The following is a 14995-nucleotide window of genomic DNA, read 5'->3' on the forward strand; positions in this document are numbered from 1 at the left end:
CAGCTAGACGATATCTTGCGTCTTGGCGAAACGGGTGATGGCGCGCTGGGTGCCGCGGTTGGCCAGGACCTGGATGATGGCACTGACAGACGCCGAGATCAGCGCGAAGGTCAAAGCAGACCGGAGGCTGGTGGGGACGTCCTCGTTCTTGCCGGTGGGTGCTTTCTGCCCCGTGGTCTTTTCCCAGATGGTGTTGACCAGCTTGGTGCCGGCCAAGCCTGCGCCGAGGCTCACGGCGGTCCCGAGCAGTTTGATGAGAAGGTTCATTGCTGGTACTCCTTGCGGGCGGAAAACGGACTGGTCCCAGCCTAGCCTCACACCCGGGCTGGTCCGGGCAGGGCGTGGCCGGCGGGCGGCTCTGTGGTCAGGCCGGGGGCTGGCCGGCCTTGGGTTCGGTGCGGAACTTGATCATCTTGTGGGTGCCGTCGCAATAGGGCTTGATGGCGGACGCCCCGCACCGGCACAGGGCGACGGTCCTCCGCTCCCTGGGCACGGCGTCGCCGGAAGGGGTAACGATCTCGAAGTCACCCCTGACAATGAGGGGACCATCGGGGCACACCACGATCGAGCCGGGGGCGGGTTCCTGCTCCACGTCCGGCCGTGTTCCATGCTGTTCGAAGTTCATGCCTGCACCACATTCATTGTTGTTTCCGGTTTCCTCGGCGGCCAGCCGCTGCGGCTTCGCAGAATCGTCGTAGGCCTGCCGCCAGCCTGTCACGCTGCCGCCGGCACGGCCGCCCGGAGCGATGTTTCCCCGGCTTCCCAGGAGGACAGGAGGTGGGCGGAGACGCGGCCGTCAATGGCCATGACGGCGGTGGCACCGAACAGGACGTCCGCAAGGAGCTTTGGCTCGGCCTCAACCAAGCCGCCGGCGAGGTCCCGCCCGGCAATCTGCTCATGCACGGCGTCGGCCTCCACATGCTCATCGAAGTAGTGGGTGACATCCGCGGCGAAACCGAGCCGGCGGAATCCGTTGCCGTAGAAACGGTTGGGCTGGGATGAAGTCATTTCGTAGATGGCCAGGTGGCCGGTGATTGCCCCGCGGAGCCGCCGGTTCAGGCCGCACAGCGACATGAGGTTCACGGATGCGAGGGAGACGGCCGGGATGGTGTCGACGTACGCGCCGTACCTGTCGTCCAGGCCCAGCCCGCGCATGGTCCGGGCAAACAGCGCGCTGTGCATCCGTTCCGGCCTGCCGCCGCCGTATTCGTCCGCCTGGATTTCCACGAGGGCAGCCTTCGCCCGGCCGGTGAGCCGCGGAATGGCCCAGGTGTGCGGATCCGCTTCCTTCAACTGGTACACGGACTTGTGGATCAAGAACTCTTTGAGCTGCTCCAGGCTTGCCTTCCGTGCGACAAAGCGGGAAACGCTGGGACCGGTGTCCATACCGGCGAGGCCAAAAAGGACGTCGGCAACGGCATCGCTGGTCATGGCAATCCCGGCGGGCAGGTCGGCGTCACCGGCGGCCTGGCGTGCGGCGGCACGAAGGGCGGCTTCGAAGGGTTCCTCGATCAGGCGCCGGACCCTGATCAGGGCCGGTTCCCACTCCCAGGCGTCGCTGACCCCGTCCAGGCCCGAATAATGCAGTTCGTAGAGGCAAAAGAGGGACAGCTGGATGTCTTCGTCGGCGATGATGTCACCGGTTCGGGCCACCTGCCCCGCGACCAGCCGGTGCAGCCCGTCCAGCTCGGGCGTGGCTGCATCAGGGGCCTTGGACAGGGCCGCAAAGAGGGCGCTGCTGATGGGGCCTCTGGTGTCCGGGATTCTCATGGTGCTCCTTGGTTGCCGCGCCGGTTCCGGGAAGGGACGCCGAAGGTGCTCCCATTCCCTGTGGTGGTTGTACCCCGGGGACAACATAGTAAGCATGATTACTAATGAAAGCTAAGCAGCCTGCTGCCGCCTGGCATGTACGGGTGCTTGTCCCGCTGCGCCTGGTCAGCCAGGGCTGGTTGGCCGGCGCTACTCGTCCAGCGCCGACCCCAGGATGTCGCGCAGTGCCTCAACCACCAGTTCGTGGTCCTGCAGCTGCGGCAGTCCGGACACCGCCACGGAAGCCACCACCCCAACGCCCGTGACGTGGATCGGAAACGCGCCCCCGTGTGCCGCATAGCGGGACTGGTCGAACCAGGCGTTGTCCTCGATCCGGCCGCCGCCCAGCCGGCCACGCAGTCCCACCAGGAGGGAGGGCACCTCGTACCGGAGGGCAGTGCGCTGCTTGGCCCGGATCCAGTGGCCGTTGTCAGGCGTGGCGCCAGGAAGTGCGACATGGAACAGCACCTGCTCACCCTTGGCGATGTCGATGGCGATGGGCAACGACCGCTCCTTGCCCAGTTCAACGAGGAGCAGGCCAAGGTTCAACGCATCGTCCAGCGAGAAGCCGGGGAACTGGAGCTCCCGGACCTCCGCCTCGATGCGGGCAATCTGCGCCTCCAGTGAGCCCTCCGGCTGGGCGTCGCTGGAATCAGGATCGAACCCGGTCACATCCGGTGGATTGGCGGTCATGGCCCTCAATCTACTCCTGCCAGGTGTAAACTTGACCACGCCCAACTGGGCGAAATGAACAGCGTTACCCAACCACAAAGCAACACTAAAAACGACAGGGGAGCGCCGCCGTCGGGCATCCTGGCGCAGGCCGGGCACCGCAGGTGGGCGCTGAGAGTGCGGACAGCCGCAGACCCTCGAACCTGATCCGGTTAGTACCGGCGCAAGGGAGTCGAGTTCTCAAAGTGTCGCGGATGCACGGCCACAGGCCGGCAGCCGGGTCCACTTTCCCCTCCTGTTTCCCAGGAGGATCACATGAGTACTGCAGCAATCAAGAAGACCACCAGTAAGTCCTGGCGCGTCGTGGACATCGTCGTCGCCGCCCTGGTGGCCATCGCGGGCGGCGTCATTTTCTGGGCATGGGACCAGGGGGCCGCCGCACTGTCCGCCCCCATGAACGCCGCCTACCCGCCCCTGACCGGACTGCTGGCGGGCGGCTGGATGATTCCCGGGGTGCTGGGCATGCTCATCATCCGCAAGCCCGGAGCCGCCCTGTTCTGCGAGACCGTAGCCGCCACCGGCGAACTGCTGATGGGTTCCCAGTACGGCGCCTCGGTCCTGTTCTCGGGTTTCATCCAGGGCCTGGGCGCGGAAATCATTTTCGCGATCGTCGTCTACCGCAAGTTCAACCTGCCTGTATCGCTGCTGGCCGGCGCCGCGGCAGGGTTCTTCTGCGGCCTGAATGACTCGTTTGCCCCGTGGGGCTGGAACATTGCGTACTCCGGCGCGGACAAGCTCGCCTACATCGTGCTGACCACCCTTTCCGGGGCCATCCTGGCGGGCGCTTTGTCCTGGCTTGCCACCCGCGGCCTGGCCCGCACCGGCGTGCTGAGCTCCTTCGCGTCCCGTAAGGCTGCCACGGAGCCTGTCTTCTCCTGATGGCACCCTCCCAGGACGCCTCCGGCACGGTCCAGCCTGCCGCCATCGCCGCCCGCGGCTGGGGATGGCGGCATGCCGGACGGGCCAAGCCCGCCGTCCACGGCCTTGACCTGGACATCGCCCCCGGGGAGCGGGTGCTCCTGCTGGGGCCCTCCGGCGCCGGGAAGTCCACGCTGCTGCACGCCCTTGCCGGCGTCCTGGGAGACATAAACGACGACGGCGAGGCAGGCGACGCCGACGAGTCCGGTTCGCTGCTGGTTGACGGAGCCCCGCCCCGGGCACGGCGCGGCCGCGCCGGTCTCATGCAGCAGGACCCGGAGACCCAGGTGGTCCTGTCGCGGGTGGGGGACGACGTCGCCTTCGGCGCCGAAAACCTTGCGGTGCCCCGCGACGCCATCTGGCCGCGCGTTCACGAGGCACTTGCCGACGTCGGGCTCGCCCACCTCCCGCTGGACCACCCGACGTCGGCCCTCTCCGGCGGCCAAAAGCAGCGCCTGGCGCTGGCGGGCATCCTGGCGATGCGTCCCGGACTGATCCTGCTGGACGAGCCCACCGCCAACCTGGACCCGGACGGCGTGCTGGAGGTCCGCGACGCCGTGGCCCGTTCCCTGGACAAAACCGGGGCGACGCTGGTGGTGGTGGAGCACCGGGTGTCCGTCTGGAAGGACCTCGTGGACCGGATCGTGGTCCTGCAGCCCGGCTCCGCCGCGGATCCTGCAGTGCTCCTGGACGGGCCGCCGGACCGAGTCCTTACGGAGGCGCGGACCATGCTGGCCGCTGCCGGCGTGTGGGTGCCCGGGTATGTGCCGGCCACACGCGCCCGCGCCGCCGTCCCGGCTCCCGGTGCAGGCAGCCTCCTGCTGGCCGCAGAGCAGCTGGGCGTCTCCCGCGAACGCCCCCGCCGCAAAGGCTTCCGGAAGATCCCGCCGGTCCCGGTCCAGGAAGGCGTGGCCGCGCAGGTCCGTGCCGGGCAGGCCCTTGCCATCACCGGCGCCAACGGTGCCGGCAAGTCCACGTTCGCGCTGACCCTCGCAGGGCTGCTTGAGCCGGTGTCCGGAAAAGTGTCCGCGACGCTGGACCTCAGCCGCGGTGCCGGCATCGATCCGTACAAGTGGAAGGCCGAGCAGCTGATTTCGCGGGTGGGCACGGTGTTCCAGGAGCCGGAGCACCAGTTCGTCACCGGAAAGGTGCTTGACGAGCTGCTCTTCGGCCCCCGGCACCTGGGGCACGGCGAGGACCGCGTTGAGGAACTGCTGGAGCGGCTGCGCCTTACCCAGCTGGTGGACGCCAACCCCTATACGCTCTCCGGCGGTGAGAAGCGGCGGTTGTCCGTGGCCACCGTCCTGGCCGCCAGCCCCCAGGTGCTGATCCTGGACGAGCCCACGTTCGGCCAGGATGCCAATACCTGGGCCGAGCTGGCATCGTTCCTGTCCGAGCTCCTTGATGCCGGCACCGCGGTGGTAGCCGTGACCCATGATGCCGAATTCACGGAGGCGCTCGGCGGGGCGGAACTGCGGATGGCCGTGGCGGAAGCGGTGGCGCCATGAGGCAGCAACTCACCTTGAGCGGCAACCACGCCCTCCTGGCCCGCGCCAACCCCTTGAGCAAGTTCGCGGCCGTCCTGCTCATCACGGCCGTCCTGGCGCTGTCCATCGACTGGGTGTCCGCGTCCGTGGCCCTGGTGTTCGAACTTCTGCTGTTTCCCCTGGCAGGCCTCACCTTGTCCCTGCTGTGGCAGCGCGGCTGGCCGCTGATCCTCGCCGCTGCCGTGGGAGGCTGGAGCACCGCCATCCTGGCACCGGACAGCGGCAGGATCCTGCTCGACGCCGGCATCTGGACCATGAGCGAGGGTTCCCTCCAGCTCGGCATAGGATTCCTGCTGCGCGGTTTTGCGATCGCCCTCCCGGCGGTGCTCCTGATGAGCTGCACCGATCCCACCGACCTCGCCGACGCGCTCGCGCAGAAGGCGCGCCTGCCGCACCGGTTCGTCCTGGGAACCCTGGCTGCGATGCGCTTGGTGGGGCTCATGGCCGAGGAATGGCAGACCATCGGGATGGCGCGGCGTGCCCGCGGCGTAGGCGCCCGGGGCAGCCTGGGGCAGCGGGTGACGGCGACGCTCGGGCAAAGTTTCGGGCTGCTGGTCCAGGCCATCCGCCGTGCATCGAGGCTCGCCGTCACCATGGAGGCGAGGGGTTTCGGAGGCGGCCGGCGGACCTGGGCCCGGGTGTCCACCTTCAGCCCGCTGGACCTCTGGGTGGTGGCAGGCGGCGTCCTGGTGGCCGGACTCGCCCTTTTCGCAGCTGTTACGGCCGGTACCTGGAATATGGTGTGGCTGGGGAGTTAAGCCACCCGCCCGGGGGACAGGCAGGGGCTCCCTATCGCACCGAATGGGTACCGCCCTCCTGGAGCCCCCTTCCGCGCCCGCGGGTAGCTGCCACGAAGGCTGGATAACTCATTTATGATATATTCGCGGTATGATCCAGGAGACCGCTGAACACGTTGCCGCCATGCTGAGGGACGCCCGGAGCGAGAAAGGGTGGACCCAGGGGCAGTTGGCCGCCGAACTTGGCACCAGCCAGAGCGCCGTGGCCCGGATGGAACAGGGCAAGCAGAACCTGAGCCTGAAAATGATCCAGCGGCTGGAAAACATCTTTGACCGCAGCATCGTGAACGTGGCCAAGCCGCAGATGACCCACCTGCGGGTGGAAGGCGGCCGCACCCTCTCCGGAGCCGTCGACGTCAACAGCAGCAAGAACGCCGGCGTCGCCCTGCTGTGCGCCAGCCTGATCAACAGGGGCACCACAGTGCTCCGGCGCCTGGCCCGGATCGAGGAAGTCAACCGCATCGTCGAGGTCCTGACCAGCATCGGTGTCGAGTGCACCTGGCTCAATGACACGGATCTCCGCCTGCGCCGCCCTGCCGTCCTGGACCTGGACGCCATGGACGTGGACGCGGCACGCCGGACCCGCAGCGTCATCATGCTGCTGGGCCCCCTGCTGGATGAGTCCCGTGAGTACCGGCTTCCCTACGCCGGCGGCTGCGACCTGGGCACCCGGACCGTGGAACCCCACATGCAGGCACTGCGCGAGTTCGACCTGTCAGTGGAGGCCACCGCAGGTTTCTACACCGTGCAGGCGCCGCCCGCCGATACCCGGGACCGCTCCTTCGTCCTCACCGAACGCGGGGACACCGTCACCGAAAATGCGATCATGGCCGCGGCGCACCGCGCCGGAACAACCGTGATCCGCAACGCCAGCCCCAACTACATGGTGCAGGACCTGTGCTTCTACCTGCAGATGCTCGGCGTCACCATTGAAGGCGTGGGCACCACCACGTTGAAGATCACCGGGCAGCCGGAAATCGACGCCGAGATTGAATACTTCCCCTCCGAGGATCCCATCGAGGCCATGAGCCTCATCACGGCCGGCATCGTCACCAACTCCGAAGTCACCGTGCGCCGGGTGCCCATCGAATTCATGGAGATCGAACTGGCCACTCTGGGCCAGATGGGGCAGAAGCTGGAGATTTCGGGCGAGTACATGGCCCGCAACGGCCGCACCCGCCTGGTGGACGTGACCACCAAACCCTCCGAGCTGCGTGCCCCGGAGGACAAGATCCACCCCATGCCGTTCCCCGGGCTGAATATCGACAACCTGCCGTTCTTCGCCGTCATTGCTGCGAACGCCCACGGCCAGACCATGATCCACGACTGGGTGTACGAGAACCGCGCCATCTACCTGACGGAGCTGAACCGGCTCGGCGCGCAGGTGCAGCTCCTGGACCCGCACCGGATCTACGTCAACGGACCCACCAAGTGGCGCGCCGCCGAGGTGGGCTGCCCGCCCGCGCTCCGGCCTGCCGCCTGCCTCCTGCTGGCCATGCTCGCAGCGCGGGGTGTGTCCGAGCTGCGGAACATCTATGTGATCGAGCGTGGTTACGAGGACCTGGCGGAGCGGCTGAACACCATCGGCGCCAAGGTGGAGTACTTCCAGGACTGACCCATTCACGCTTCGTCATGAACGGCGGGCCACGGTTCCAATGGCCGCCCGCTGCCGCAGAATATTCGTATGCGTACATTTGGCGTAGAGGAAGAACTCCTGATCGTTGATCCGGAGTCCGGGGAGCCGCTTGCCCTGGCCGACGCCCTCCTCGCCAGCCACCGCGTCGCAGCCGACGATCTTCCCGTGGACCTGGATGGCCGCCATGCCGGCAACCAGGCGGATTACGACGACGAGATGGGCCTGAGTGCCGAGCTCAAGCTTGAGCAGATCGAGACGCAGACCCGGCCGTGCCGGGAGTACGGCGGCCTGCTGGAGCAGATCCGGGCAGGCCGGGCGCTGGCCGACCAGGCAGCCCGGAAGCACGGAGCCAGGGTGGCGGCGCTGGCCACCTCACCCGTGGCATCGCCCAGCCACACCACACCCGACCCGCGCTATGCCAGGATGCTGGAGCGCTTCGGCCTCACCGCCCAGGAACAGCTCACCTGCGGTTTCCACGTCCACACCTTCATCGAATCGCCGGAGGAAGGGGTGGCGGTCCTGGACCGCATCCGCGACAAACTGGCTGTCCTCACGGCGCTGAGCGCGAACTCGCCGTTCTGGAACGGCGTCCCCACCGGCTTCGAAAGCTACCGCACCCAGGCCTGGAACCGCTGGCCCACAGCCGGCCCGGCCGGCATCTACGGAACGTACCCTGCCTACCGCCGGGTGGTGACCCGGCTGCTGGACAGCGGCGTCATGCTCGACGAGGGCATGCTCTATTTCGACGCGCGGCTCTCCCGCAACCACCCCACGGTGGAGGTGCGGGTGGCGGACGTATGCCTCCGTGCCGGGGACGCCGCACTCATCGCCGTGCTGGTCCGGGCACTTGTGGAATCCGCCAGCCGGGAGTGGCGGGACGACGTGGACCCTGCGCCCGTTCCCACCGTCCTGCTGCGGATGGCGTCCTGGCAGGCCAGCAGCGCCGGGTTGAGCGGCGAACTGCTGGACTTTGGCAACTTCCGGCCGGCGCCGGCTGCGGATGTGGTGCGTTCCCTGGTGGATTACCTGGCCCCCGTCCTTGACGAACAGGGCGAGCTCGCATTGGCCCGCCAGGGGGTGGAGGACATCATCGCCCGCGGGACAGGGTCCGCTGAACAGCGCCGCGCCCGCGACAAGGCCCTGGCGGGGCAGCCGCCGGAGGACATGGGGTTCGGCGCGGTGGTCCGGCAGGCCGTCCACCTGACCATGCGTGATGCGCTGGACCTTGCGGACGTGGCGGCTACGCCCGAGCTGCTGCGTGTCCGGCAGGCCTGACGGGGCAAGAGCCGCCAGGCGCGCAGACTTGTAGAACCTCAGGTGTCTTGTAGAACGGCAGGTGTAGAGACCCGCAGCGAAGCAGGTGCTAGGTAGCGAGGCGCTGTAGAAGGACCTGTTCCAGCGGGCTTCGTTGTGTTGGCAGGATGCCCTCGGGCCAGTGGGTTGGTTCTGAGTCCTGGTGTTCTGGGTTGTAGTGCCTGCCTGTTGGTGAGGTCCAACCGGGTGGTTCATTCTTGTTGGCCAGGTCCGGTGCCCATTGGCTGTGGTGTTTGAGCCGGTGGTGTTTGGGGCAGAGTTGGGCCAGGTTGCCGACGTTGGTAGCGCCGCCGTGTTGCCAGGCTTGTAGGTGGTCGGTTTCGTTGTCGGGGGTGCGGTTGGCGCAGCCCCGGAAGGTGCACTTGGCATCGCGCATCCTGATCCAGCGTTTGATGGTTTCGGTGAGCCGGTAGTTTTTCCGGCCAATTTCCAGTGGTGCGCCGTCGCGGGGGTCGACCAGGACCCGGTAGAACGATTCCGCCCCGTCGGCGACAAGTTTGCGCGCCATGGACGCCGGGATCGGCCCGAAACCATCCAGTACGGCGGGTTCATCGGTCACGCCGAGGAGGGAGAACACCGGCACCATCACCAGGACGTCGGCCCGCGGCGCAGGGACCTGTCCGGCCTCCATCGGTTTCCCGGTCTGTGTGGTGTGCCCGGCGCCGAGGAGCAGGGAGGCGGCGATGTCGGGGCGGAGCTGGGTGAGGGTGCGCTCTTCGGTGGGACCTTGGAGTCCGCGGGCGGTGGCGGTGGTGCGGTTCCAGATGGCGCAGGCGGTGTCCCCGGGGAGGTAGAGCGAGACCCAGGCCATACCGTCCCGCTCGGGGGTGTATTCCATCCGCCGGTCAGCTACCCCTTTTACATGGCGCTTCTCGATCGATTCCGGGTGATGGCGTTCCCGCCACCCGCGGACCTTGGCTCGGAACCGTGACGGTACGAGGTCACCGGGGGCCGCGCCGCGGGCGGGCTGGGGTGCGGCCGGGTCGAAGAAATGCGCCACCAGCGACGCCGCGCCGTCAGTGGTGAGGCCCTCGGTTTCGTCGGCGACAATCCGGGCGTGCTGCCAGGACATCGCGCCCGCGGCCAGGGCGTTCATGGCGTGCGGCAGGGAGCAGATCCGCCGTGACTGGTCCACCAAAGCGCCCGCTGCCGCGGAGCTGATGGTCACCACCCCGGCGATTTCCTCCACCACCGACATGTCCGCGTAAGTGCGGTCCTGGATCGAGGCGTCCGCTGGGGTCAGGGCGCGCTGGAACTCCACTGCCTCAGCAGCGGCCCGTGCCTGCATCGCAGCGAGCTGCGCCTCCAGCCGAGCCATAAGTTCCAGCCGTTCCAGCCGGATCCCATACCGCCGCTGCAACACATCCACACCGGCACCAGCAGCCGCCGCGGCAGCAAGGAAAGAGTCCTGACGGTTCAGCGAATCAAGGGCGGCAACAGAGGCATCGATCGACGCCAGCACCACCCCGACACCACCGCTGGTTCCCATACCGACATCATCCAACGAGGCACTGACATATGTATTTGGCCAGGCGGACCTGGTCCCGCCCCCGCTAGATCTGCTTCAGCGCCTGTTCCAGGTCGCGGAGGAGGTCTTCCGGGTCCTCGAGCCCCACCGAGAGCCGGACCACGCCGTCGCTCAGGCCGATGGCGGCCCGCCCCTCCGGGCCCATGGCGCGGTGGGTAGTGGTGGCGGGGTGCGTGATCAGGGACTTTGCGTCACCGAGGTTGTTGGAGATATCGATGATCCGCAGCCCGTCCAGCAGTGCGAACGCCGCTTCCTTGCCCGTGCGTCCGCCGGAAGGAGCGAGCTCGAAGGTAAGGACCGTGCCACCTGCACTCATCTGCTTTGCCGCCAGCCCGTACTGCGGGTGCGACTTCAGGAGCGGGTACTTCACCCAGCTCACCGCCGGCTGTTCCTCCAGCCATTCTGCGAGCCGGAGTGCGGTCGCCGAGGAGTGGTTGACGCGCAGGCCCATGGTCTCCAGGCCCTTGGTCAGGACCCAGGCGTTGAAAGCGGAAAGCGCGGGGCCGGTGTGGCGCATCAGCTGCTTCACCGGTCCGTCGATGAATTCCTTGGTGCCCAGGATGGCACCGCCCATCACCCGGCCCTGCCCGTCGATGTGCTTGGTGCCGGAGTAGACGATGACGTCGGCGCCGAGGTCCCCGCAGCGCTGCAGCAGGGGAGTGGCGAACACGTTGTCCGCCACCACGGTGGCCCCGGCCGCATGGGCCAGTTCGCTGACGGCGGCGATGTCCACGATCTCCTGCATGGGGTTCGACGGGGACTCGAAGAAGACGGCGGTGGTGGGCTTGGACAGGGCTTCGCGCCACTGGTCAAGGTCCGGGCCGTCCACGAAGACCGTCTCCACACCCCAACGGGGCAGGATCTCGTTCAGGATCACAAAGCACGAACCAAACAGTGACCGGGCGGCCACCACCCGGTCCCCCGCAGCCAGCAGGGCACCCAGCGAGGTGAACACGGCGGACATGCCCGACGCCGTCGCGAAGCATGCTTCGGTGCCTTCGAGCAGCCTGAGCCGTTCCTGGAAGGTGGCCACGGACGGGTTGCCGTAGCGGGAGTAGACAAAGCGCTCGTCCTCGCCGGTGAAGGCCCGTTCAGCTGCCGCGGCGGACTCGTAGACGAACCCTGAATTCAGGAAGATGGCCTCGGACGTTTCCTGGAAGTTGGAGCGGTCCAGGCCTCCGCGGACTGCCTGGGTGTCGGGGTTCCAGCCGGGGGCGTCTGGGTTGAAGGTCACTTAGTTCTTTCCGAGGTTGGTGGGGAGGCCGCGGTTCTTCCAGCCATTGACGGTCCGCTCGCCGTAGCGGTCGGGCTCGCCTTCGAAGCCCTCCAGCACGCTGTAGGCGGTGAAGCCGGCCTGGGTGGCGGCAGTCGCGGCCGCGATGGACCGCTGGCCGGACCGGCACAGGAACAGCAGTTCCGCGTGGGGATCCTCCGGCGCCTGCTCCTGGAGGTCCTTGACGAAGTCCGGGTTGGGGATGCCGCCGGGGAAGGTCCACTGGATGAACAGGGGATCGTTGTCCGTGGCCTTGGTGTCCGGGATGCCGATGTGGGCCCATTCGCCCTCGGTGCGGACATCCACCAGGATGGCGCCCTGCTCCAGCTTGGCCCAGGCTTCCTGCGGCGTCAGGTCTCCCGCGTAGCTCATGCGTGGCCCTCGCCGTCGAACTCGCCCTCAAATTCGGCATCGAGCTGGTCCACGGCGGTGGCCACGGCGGCGTCGGCGGAAGCGATCGCGGCCGGAAGGACGATTGCCTGCGCCACGATGACGGTGGTGCCGTTGAAGGTTGCCGCCGGGCTGCCGTGCAGGACGTAGCCATCGGCGAGTGCAGCGGAGATCCGCTCACAGAATTCACGGTTGTCCGCGCCCGTAATCAGGCGGTAGGACAGTCTTTCGTCAGGGGCGGGTGCGTCGGACACGACGGATCTCCTTCTCTCACGCTTGCAGCTCGAATCGGTCGATATGCCGAGTATTCACCTGAGGCACCCCGCCGCGAAAGGGAGGGTTGCCGACCGGCAAGTCAGGGCTTGGCGCCGGTACTCATTACTCCCCAAAAACGTAACACCTGCCGCGCCCGGCCGCATCGCCGCCGTCGTCATGTTCCGTAATTGAGCCGTCCGCGTCACGGCACGGGTTATGCCCATGGGCCGATAAAGTTCTTACCGGGGGCGCCGCCCCGTATCCAGAGCAATGAGTACCGGGGGGTCCTTGTCAGCATGCGGGCACACGTATCGCACCACCACGCCGCCATCCCGCGGAACCGTCCGCGTTCCATCGCAGCCTTTTTCGCCGCGGTGTTCATCGTCCTACTGGCCCTGGTGGTCCCGGCAGGCCCGGCACACGCGGCGCCTGCTCCACCGGACAAGGGCAAGCCGTGGCTGGGGGCGGTCCTCGAGTGGGGTGAGGATACGGCCGCGGGCTTCAGCGACAGGCTGGGCGCCGGCCCCGCCGTCTTCGGCCACGACATCACCATTCCGTACCGCGAATCGGAGCGGAATGACATCGACGGCTTCCTGCAGCAAACTGCAGCCAAAGGCGCCCACGCCCTGCTCACGGTGAAGCCGTCGGTGCCCCTGGACCAGCTCGGCCCCGCGGAGGCGGAAGCGTTCGCAGCCCAGGTCCGCGACCTGACATCGGGGTTCAAGGGCCAACTGCTGGTCCGGTTCGCCCCCGATATGAATGCCAGCTGGGTGGCCTGGGGCCAGCAGCCGGCCACGTACCGGCAGGCTTTCCAGGCCGTGGCGGCAGCCTTCAAGAAGGACGACGGCGGCCGGGCCGCCATGGTGTGGGCGCCTTACCTGGGCAAGGACTACCCCTTTGAACGGAACCGGAATGCCCCGGAGCCGGGAAGCGACGGGTTTTCCCTCCTGGATACGAACGGGGACGGGACCTGGAACGGAAGCGACAGCGCCTATGCCCCCTACTACCCGGGCGATGACGCCGTGGACTGGGTGGGCCTGACCGCCTATCACGACGACACTGCCGGCGGGGCCGCCGTCAACACGACGCCGCGTCCGGGCGAACTCCAGGAGATGCTGACGGCCTCCGGCGGCGAAAACTTCTACGGCACCTACGTGGAGGGACGCAAAAAGCCTTTCCTCCTCCAGACTTCGGCCTTCTACAGCCCTGCGTCCGGTGGGGCGCCCGAGGCGGACATCAAGACGGGCTGGTGGGACCAGGTGGTGGCCACTGCCACGTCACCCGCTTTCGCCGGGACGGCCGCCGTGGTGTGGGACGAACGGACCAGCACGCGGGATACCGGCGTGGCAAGCATCAGCTGGCTGCTCACGGGAAGCCCGGATATTGCCAAGGCCGCCCTGGACAGGCTGAAGGCATCGCCGATGGTCACCGGCCCTGTCACGGATGTGGCGTCCACAGGCACCTACGTGCGGGCCAACACGCTTTCCGGCGCCGCCCCCTGGACCGTTGGTGCCGCCATGGTCATCCTCCTGGTGGCCCTGTGGCAGGTTCCCCGCCGGATCAACACCGCCACGTCCTGGAGCTACCAGGACCCTTCCACCAGGGATTCGCGGGTGGACCTGCTGCGCGGACTGGCCATTGTCTTTGTGGTGGTCAACCACCTGGGCATGGCCTCACTGTTCCAGCTGCTCACCCAGGAGGCGGTGGGCTTCGTGTCAGGCGCGGAGCTGTTCGTCCTGTTCTCCGGCCTGGTGGTGGGCATGGTGTACGGGCCCAAGGCCAAGGAGGACTTCGGCCGGGTGGTGGACCTGACGTCCCGCCGGGCCGGGAAGCTCTACGTGACCGCCCTGGCCGTGCTGATCGGCGTCTTCCTTCTTTCCCTGCTCCCGTTCTTCCACACTGAGGCCCTGACCACGTTCGTGGACCAGGGGACCGGCGGCGCAGGACACGGCGGCGCCGGCCGGACCTACGACCTCTACGCCGGCATGTCGTCGCTGTTCCAGTTCCCCGTGCCGCCGCAGGTGCTGCCGGCCATCGTGCTGCTGCAGTTCGGTCCCTGGCAGTTCAACGTCATGGGCCTGTACGTGGTGCTCCTGCTGGCCAGCCCGCTGATCCTTGCGGCGCTGAACCGCGGCAAGGCCGTCTGGGTATTGCTGGCGACGCTCGCCGTGTACGCGGTAGGCGCCGTGACCCGGTTCAGGATCCTGCCATCCCAGTTTGAGGACTCGTTTCCCCTGCTGGTGTGGCAGGTGCTTTTCGTCCTCGGCCTGGTTGTTGGCTACTACCGCCGCAGCATCGTTGCGTGGTTGTCGGCGCACACGTGGGTGGTGGCGGCCTGCACTGCGGCAGCGTTTGCGCTGGCCTTCCTGTCCTGGGGGAATCCGTACCTGGCCAACAACTACGACGTCCGCTTGGCGCTCATGCCGGACGCCTCCTACCGCGCCATGTATGACGCACTCTTCGGCCGGACCTACCTGGCGCCCGGCCGGCTGTTCAACGTCCTGGTCCTGGTGGTAGCCGCCTACGCGTTCCTCAGCGCTTACTGGAAACCGGTGGAGCGTGCCCTGGGCTGGTTCCTGATTCCGCTGGGCCGCGCCACGCTGTATGTCTTCATCATGCATGTGGTGCTGATCGCCGTCGTCACAAACATCCCGGCGCTCCAGCAGCAGAGCATCTTCCTCAACACCGCGGCCTACGCCGTGGTCCTGGGCCTGTTGTGGGTGATGGTCCGCACCAGGTTCCTTTTCCGGATCGTTCCCACCTAGGGATTCCCGCCTGGGGGACGGCCCCTTTGCC

14 protein-coding genes and 2 riboswitches are annotated in these 14995 nt (G+C 67.5%); of the genes, 6 read left to right on the top strand and 8 right to left on the bottom strand.

What is annotated here, in order from left to right:
- Positions 1-3: 3 nt before the first annotated feature.
- The 4 genes from PUN51_RS08875 to PUN51_RS08890 form a co-directional block, all read right to left on the bottom strand.
- The gene (locus PUN51_RS08875; protein ID WP_159630162.1) at positions 4-267 is read right to left on the bottom strand and encodes a DUF4235 domain-containing protein; all 264 of its coding nucleotides are present in this window, start codon (positions 265-267) and stop codon (positions 4-6) included.
- Positions 268-364: 97 nt separating this feature from the next.
- Complete coding sequence (locus tag PUN51_RS08880) at positions 365-625, bottom strand: CDGSH iron-sulfur domain-containing protein (protein ID WP_277999432.1); 261 nt, start codon at positions 623-625, stop codon at positions 365-367.
- 89 nt (positions 626-714) lie between these two features.
- Complete coding sequence (locus tag PUN51_RS08885) at positions 715-1770, bottom strand: iron-containing redox enzyme family protein (protein ID WP_275180605.1); 1056 nt, start codon at positions 1768-1770, stop codon at positions 715-717.
- Between the two features lie 189 nt (positions 1771-1959).
- The gene (locus tag PUN51_RS08890) at positions 1960-2502 is read right to left on the bottom strand and encodes a heme-degrading domain-containing protein (RefSeq protein ID WP_275180606.1); all 543 of its coding nucleotides are present in this window, start codon (positions 2500-2502) and stop codon (positions 1960-1962) included.
- A gap of 86 nt (positions 2503-2588) precedes the next feature.
- A riboswitch (TPP riboswitch) is annotated at positions 2589-2729 on the top strand.
- Between the two features lie 67 nt (positions 2730-2796).
- Between PUN51_RS08890 and PUN51_RS08895 the strand changes: the two genes are divergently transcribed.
- The 5 genes from PUN51_RS08895 (at position 2797) to PUN51_RS08915 (ending at position 8714) form a co-directional block, all read left to right on the top strand.
- Complete coding sequence (locus tag PUN51_RS08895; RefSeq protein ID WP_275180607.1) at positions 2797-3420, top strand: ECF transporter S component; 624 nt, start codon at positions 2797-2799, stop codon at positions 3418-3420.
- Positions 3420-4967, top strand: coding sequence for an ABC transporter ATP-binding protein (locus PUN51_RS08900; RefSeq protein WP_275180609.1), 1548 nt, complete (start codon positions 3420-3422; stop codon positions 4965-4967). Before PUN51_RS08895 ends, PUN51_RS08900 begins: the two co-directional genes overlap by 1 nt.
- A complete protein-coding gene (locus PUN51_RS08905; RefSeq protein WP_275180611.1) occupies positions 4964-5764 on the top strand; it encodes an energy-coupling factor transporter transmembrane component T family protein in 801 nt (266 codons plus the stop codon). The genes PUN51_RS08900 and PUN51_RS08905 overlap by 4 nt, the downstream gene beginning before the upstream one ends.
- A 130-nt stretch (positions 5765-5894) precedes the next feature.
- Positions 5895-7418, top strand: a complete 1524-nt coding sequence (locus PUN51_RS08910; protein WP_275180612.1) for a UDP-N-acetylglucosamine 1-carboxyvinyltransferase — start codon at positions 5895-5897, stop codon at positions 7416-7418.
- Between the two features lie 69 nt (positions 7419-7487).
- On the top strand, positions 7488-8714 hold the full coding sequence (locus tag PUN51_RS08915) for a glutamate--cysteine ligase 2 (RefSeq protein WP_159630174.1): 1227 nt from the start codon (positions 7488-7490) through the stop codon (positions 8712-8714).
- Positions 8715-8802: 88 nt separating this feature from the next.
- On the opposite strand, the gene PUN51_RS08920 is transcribed toward PUN51_RS08915, so the two are convergent.
- The 4 genes from PUN51_RS08920 to PUN51_RS08935 all read right to left on the bottom strand — a co-directional run bounded on the left by PUN51_RS08920 (position 8803) and on the right by PUN51_RS08935 (position 12198).
- Positions 8803-10242, bottom strand: coding sequence for an HNH endonuclease signature motif containing protein (locus PUN51_RS08920; RefSeq protein ID WP_275180613.1), 1440 nt, complete (start codon positions 10240-10242; stop codon positions 8803-8805).
- 64 nt (positions 10243-10306) lie between these two features.
- Positions 10307-11515: an O-succinylhomoserine sulfhydrylase gene (locus tag PUN51_RS08925; protein ID WP_275180614.1), complete on the bottom strand. Its 1209-nt coding sequence runs from the start codon at positions 11513-11515 to the stop codon at positions 10307-10309.
- On the bottom strand, positions 11516-11926 hold the full coding sequence (locus PUN51_RS08930; protein WP_224023473.1) for a rhodanese-like domain-containing protein: 411 nt from the start codon (positions 11924-11926) through the stop codon (positions 11516-11518). It lies immediately after the preceding gene.
- On the bottom strand, positions 11923-12198 hold the full coding sequence (locus PUN51_RS08935) for a DUF1737 domain-containing protein (protein WP_224023471.1): 276 nt from the start codon (positions 12196-12198) through the stop codon (positions 11923-11925). Before PUN51_RS08935 ends, PUN51_RS08930 begins: the two co-directional genes overlap by 4 nt.
- Positions 12199-12211: 13 nt before the next feature.
- Positions 12212-12327: riboswitch (SAM riboswitch) on the bottom strand.
- 168 nt (positions 12328-12495) lie between these two features.
- Here PUN51_RS08935 and opgC point away from each other — a divergent pair.
- Positions 12496-14964, top strand: a complete 2469-nt coding sequence (gene opgC, locus PUN51_RS08940) for an OpgC domain-containing protein (protein ID WP_275180616.1) — start codon at positions 12496-12498, stop codon at positions 14962-14964.
- Positions 14965-14995 lie beyond the last annotated feature (31 nt).

Source organism: Arthrobacter sp. NQ4 (genome assembly GCF_029077345.1).
Taxonomy (GTDB): domain Bacteria; phylum Actinomycetota; class Actinomycetes; order Actinomycetales; family Micrococcaceae; genus Arthrobacter.

Excerpts from the sequence above, each read along its gene's own strand:
- PUN51_RS08875 (WP_159630162.1), bottom strand. The coding sequence starts at position 267 with ATGAACCTTCTCATCAAACTGCTCGGGACCGCCGTGAGCCTCGGCGCA.
- PUN51_RS08880 (WP_277999432.1), bottom strand. The coding sequence starts at position 625 with ATGAACTTCGAACAGCATGGAACACGGCCGGACGTGGAGCAGGAACCC.
- PUN51_RS08885 (WP_275180605.1), bottom strand. The coding sequence starts at position 1,770 with ATGAGAATCCCGGACACCAGAGGCCCCATCAGCAGCGCCCTCTTTGCG.
- PUN51_RS08890 (WP_275180606.1), bottom strand. The coding sequence starts at position 2,502 with ATGACCGCCAATCCACCGGATGTGACCGGGTTCGATCCTGATTCCAGC.
- PUN51_RS08895 (WP_275180607.1), top strand. The coding sequence starts at position 2,797 with ATGAGTACTGCAGCAATCAAGAAGACCACCAGTAAGTCCTGGCGCGTC.
- PUN51_RS08900 (WP_275180609.1), top strand. The coding sequence starts at position 3,420 with ATGGCACCCTCCCAGGACGCCTCCGGCACGGTCCAGCCTGCCGCCATC.
- PUN51_RS08905 (WP_275180611.1), top strand. The coding sequence starts at position 4,964 with ATGAGGCAGCAACTCACCTTGAGCGGCAACCACGCCCTCCTGGCCCGC.
- PUN51_RS08910 (WP_275180612.1), top strand. The coding sequence starts at position 5,895 with ATGATCCAGGAGACCGCTGAACACGTTGCCGCCATGCTGAGGGACGCC.
- PUN51_RS08915 (WP_159630174.1), top strand. The coding sequence starts at position 7,488 with ATGCGTACATTTGGCGTAGAGGAAGAACTCCTGATCGTTGATCCGGAG.
- PUN51_RS08920 (WP_275180613.1), bottom strand. The coding sequence starts at position 10,242 with ATGGGAACCAGCGGTGGTGTCGGGGTGGTGCTGGCGTCGATCGATGCC.
- PUN51_RS08930 (WP_224023473.1), bottom strand. The coding sequence starts at position 11,926 with ATGAGCTACGCGGGAGACCTGACGCCGCAGGAAGCCTGGGCCAAGCTG.
- opgC (WP_275180616.1), top strand. The coding sequence starts at position 12,496 with ATGCGGGCACACGTATCGCACCACCACGCCGCCATCCCGCGGAACCGT.